General features: G+C 64.1%; 4 protein-coding genes. All 4 read right to left on the bottom strand.

The window, feature by feature from the left end; genetic code table 11:
- A partial coding sequence (locus OC610_RS22820; RefSeq protein ID WP_264430995.1) for a hypothetical protein occupies positions 1-1,534 on the bottom strand: 1,534 nt, incomplete at its 3' end.
- The gene (locus tag OC610_RS22815) at positions 1,521-2,714 is read right to left on the bottom strand and encodes a DUF3142 domain-containing protein (RefSeq protein ID WP_264430993.1); all 1,194 of its coding nucleotides are present in this window, start codon (positions 2,712-2,714) and stop codon (positions 1,521-1,523) included. The genes OC610_RS22820 and OC610_RS22815, both read right to left, overlap by 14 nt.
- 103 nt (positions 2,715-2,817) lie before the next feature.
- On the bottom strand, positions 2,818-3,444 hold the full coding sequence (locus OC610_RS22810; protein WP_264430991.1) for a glutathione S-transferase family protein: 627 nt from the start codon (positions 3,442-3,444) through the stop codon (positions 2,818-2,820).
- A 131-nt stretch (positions 3,445-3,575) separates the two neighbouring features.
- Positions 3,576-3,856, bottom strand: a 281-nt coding sequence (locus tag OC610_RS22805; protein ID WP_264430990.1) for a LysR substrate-binding domain-containing protein, incomplete at its 5' end; no start/stop codon positions are given.

Below are 3,856 nucleotides of genomic sequence, written 5' to 3'. Positions count from 1 at the left end.
GTCCGTAGGCGCGGGCCTTGGCCTGCAGCTCGGGATTATCGAAATAAGCTGGGGCTTCATCGTAGCGACCTTCGCGCAGCAAACGACGACCCAAGAGGTTGCGCAGATTCGCCGCCACCGACAACGGTACGTAATTGTCTCGATCCTGCTGGCTCAACGGCGGCGGGGCCGGGACCTGGGCATCGACGTATTGCTTGAGTTCATCGACGGTCAGCACACGCTCGGCGACGGTCGCCGCGTCATACCAATAATTGTACTGACCGCGATAGAGCTGATCGAAAGCTTGCAGGTAGTCGCCCCGTTGCAGCGCCAGGATCGCGCTTTCGCCGTCGACCCGGCATTTGGGTTGTACTGTCTCGTAGTCCCAGTCCGGCGTGCGTCGACCGCCCCACGATTCGTCTTTGGGAAATGCCTGGGCGGCCTTGGCATAAGCCGCCGCCGCGGCAGCCTTGTCACCGTCGCGCAGCGCCAGCTTGGCCCGTACCCACCAGGCCAGCCCGGTGTCTGCGGCCTTGTCCACGAAGGCTTTGGCGCTGGTGTAGTCACCGTGTTGATAACTCACGGCGGCCAAGCGGTCGGCATCCTCCAGGTTGCCTTGGGCACTGGCTTGCAAAAGCTTGACGAGGGTTTTCTCCCCGGACGGCTCTTCACCGTCCCACCAGCCAACGCGACTGAGCAGATAAGCCGTCACCAGGCGCTGGACCGCCTTGTCCTTGAGCAACGCTCGCAGGCGTTCTTCCGGCTCGACGCTCAAGCCGCCCGCCAGCTGCAACAACGAGCTGTAGCCCACCGGAGAGCCTTGCAGATTTTGACTCGCGTACAGCCCGATGGCGCTGTCCCAGTCATCGGCGGTGTAGGCCACCCTGGCTTCCTCGCCGAGGCTGGCGACGCCCAACTCCAGCGGGTCGCTGAAGCCGCCAATGCTCAGCTCGCGGACCTGGCGGAACGCCTGCCGCGCCTGATCCAGCAAGACAGCGGGTTCGCCACTGCCGGCCTCGGCACTCATGGCGAACAACGCGCGGCCCAAGGAATACGCCGCCCAGGTACTGCGCAGGCGGCGCTCGTCGGCTGGTAGCGCGAGCAATTGCTGGAACGCCTCGACCGCGCGCTGATGATCGCCCGCGTTGAAGGCCGCCGCGCCAACCGCGTACAAGCGCAGCTCGGCGGGCAGGTTCGCCGCTTCGGTGGCGACCTGTTCGACATCGCCCAACGCTCGCAAACGCTCCACCACGGCTTGTTGCGGCGGGGTCAGGCCAAGCTGTTCAGCCTTGGTGCGCTGGTCCACGTAGGAGGAAACGTCGTCGTAGCTGTAATCAGGATTGCGCGTCGCCTCCGTGGTCGGCTTCAACCCGGCGATGGCCTGGCCGAGACGAGTGATCTCGAAGCGAAAGCTGCCTTCAGGCAGTTCCGCCAAGGATTGGGCGCGGTTATCCAGCAGGCGCAATGGAAAATCCGGCCCGCAGGCCCACGCGTGACCCAGCGGCAAACTGAGGCTAAGGCACAGCAGGCGACGAGGCCACTTACGGGTAGACATTGAATCCTCCTTGGTCAATTTTCGTACAGCGCGCCCAGCCGATTGCCCGCTGGGCACCGGCAGCCAAGCGGCCTTCCTGAATGCGAGTGAAGGTAAGCAGTCCGGGGGTTTGTTGCAATGTATAACCTGTCAGGGCATCGACCCCGTCACAGGCTCTCACCGCCAAGGTCAGGCGCTGGGGCCAGGGCAGGTCGAGATTGCCCTGGTTCACCAGGTGGATATCGTAGAGGCCGTCCCGCTCTTCCATTTGCACAACCAGGCGGCTTTCCAGGCTATCGCCACGGGCCACCGCGCCAAGGGTGGTCAGGCTCCAGGCGCGCCGGTCCCCCACCAACGGCAGGCGAAACCAGATCAACCCGCTCAAATGCCTGGGCGGTTCGGCGCGGAGCTTCATCGCAAGCCCGGCCACTTCTTGCGGATCGGCCAACAACTCCCGACGCTCGCCGCCCCGGTCGACGGGCACTTCGCTCTCCACCATTGGCGCGCCGCCTTCCTGGGTCAGCAGCGCCACGCCGTAGGCCGGCAGCGCCAGGTAGAACGGTCGCGCGGTGACATCGCCCCAGCGCTCGGCCCAACGCCTGGCCTGTTCAGCGTCGAACAAGCCTTGGCGCGGGTCGCTGACTGCGTGCACCTGCAGGACGCTGCTGTCCACGGTCTTCAACAGTTCGGGCAGTTCAGGGCTGCTGAGCCAGGCCGGCAACGCGGTGATACTCAGTTGCAAGGTCGCGGGCAAGGTTTGCCGGAGCCGGGCGAGGAAGGTCCGATAGGTTGGCAGCCGTGCGTTGCCGGCGTCGTGGTCGATTTCAATCCCCACCGGCGCCAGGCCCTGGGCTTGCCAATCGCCCAACAATTGCTGGATCTGCGCGATCACATCGTCCTGGTCGAGGGATTTGAGCTGGCCGTCCAGGCGAATCACGGCAATGAGCGGTCGACCGTCAGCCTTGAGCAACGCCGCATCGATACGCGCGCGACTCCAGCCGGCGCCGGGAAACGCCTGCAACGCCAGCACCCGCAGGCTGGAAAAATCGCCACGGCTCTGCCGCAACGCGCCTTCATGGGCCGGCGTCCATTGGCGTTGCCAGACATAGAGTTGTTGATCGAGGACGGTCGGCGCGGGCTGGTCACAGCCGCTCAAAAGCAACGCGGCCAGAGCCAGCGAGAGCCTGTGGATAAAAGTCATGAAGCGTAGCCACCCCGGGAAAGGCTGGCAGATTAACGCTTCCTTGGTCTTACAGAAACCAGCGGCGAGGACGATTGCACCCTCGCCGCAACCGGGCCGATGCTCAAGCGTCTTTCTGCAAGCCCACTGCGGTCCGTGGCATGCCCACGAACCCTGGCAAGGCCTCGATTCGCGCCAGCCATGCACGTACGTTGGCGTAGTCCTGCAGCGAAACATTGCCCTCGGGCGCATGGGCGATATAGGTGTAGCCGGCGATGTCGGCAATGGTCGGCGCGTCACCCGCCAGGTAGGTGCTGTTGCTCAGTTCCTGGTCGATGACGTTGAGCAGGTTGTGGGACCGGGCAATCACATCCTCGGCGTTGTGCGACGCACCGAATACCGTGATCAGGCGCGCCGTGGCCGGACCGGCATGCAAAGGACCGGCGGCGACCGACAACCAACGCTGGACGCGAGCGGCGCCGACCGGGTCCGTCGGCAGCCAGCGACCGTGGCCGTATTTGCTTGCCAGGTACACCAGGATGGCGTTGGAGTCCGCCAGCACCACACCGTTATCGTCCAGGACCGGCACCTGGCCGAACGCGTTGATCGCGAGGAATTCCGGCTGTTTGTGCGCCCCCTTGGCCAAGTCGACGAAAATAATCTCGACAGGCAGTTCGAGCAGCGAAAGCATCAATTGGACACGGTGTGCGTGGCCGGACAGTGGAAAGTGATAGAGCTTGATTGGGTTCATGGTCGACTCCGCTGGGAAATGACGCCCTCATTATGCGGCGCCGATGGGGTCATCTTCTGCTCATGCCTGGAGCTATAGAATCACCTGCAAACGCAATCCTTTATTTCTATCAGCGAAACAATGCCTCAGCGTTACAGGGCCGGGTGTTCCCGCAGCGCATTCACCATGAAGTCCACGAAACTGCGAACCCGCGCCGGCGCATTGCGCCCGCCCTGGTACACCACATGGATCGGCAGGGGCGGCAGCTCGAAGTCGGCCAGGACGATTTCCAGCTCGCCCGCATCAATGTTGCTCGCCACCTGATAAGACAGGACCCGCGTCATCCCCAGCCCTTGGCACGCCGCACCGATGGCTGCCTGGTTGGCGGTGACCACCAGCCGAGGCACAGGCCTGACGGACAACGGCTCCCCCG

This window comes from Pseudomonas agronomica, assembly GCF_025917275.1.
In the GTDB taxonomy this organism is placed as follows: domain Bacteria; phylum Pseudomonadota; class Gammaproteobacteria; order Pseudomonadales; family Pseudomonadaceae; genus Aquipseudomonas; species Aquipseudomonas agronomica.
The sequence above is the reverse complement of the archived record's forward strand: the minus strand, read 5'-3'. Positions and strand labels throughout refer to the sequence as shown.

Excerpts from the sequence above, each read along its gene's own strand:
- OC610_RS22815 (WP_264430993.1), bottom strand. The coding sequence starts at position 2,714 with ATGACTTTTATCCACAGGCTCTCGCTGGCTCTGGCCGCGTTGCTTTTG.
- OC610_RS22810 (WP_264430991.1), bottom strand. The coding sequence starts at position 3,444 with ATGAACCCAATCAAGCTCTATCACTTTCCACTGTCCGGCCACGCACAC.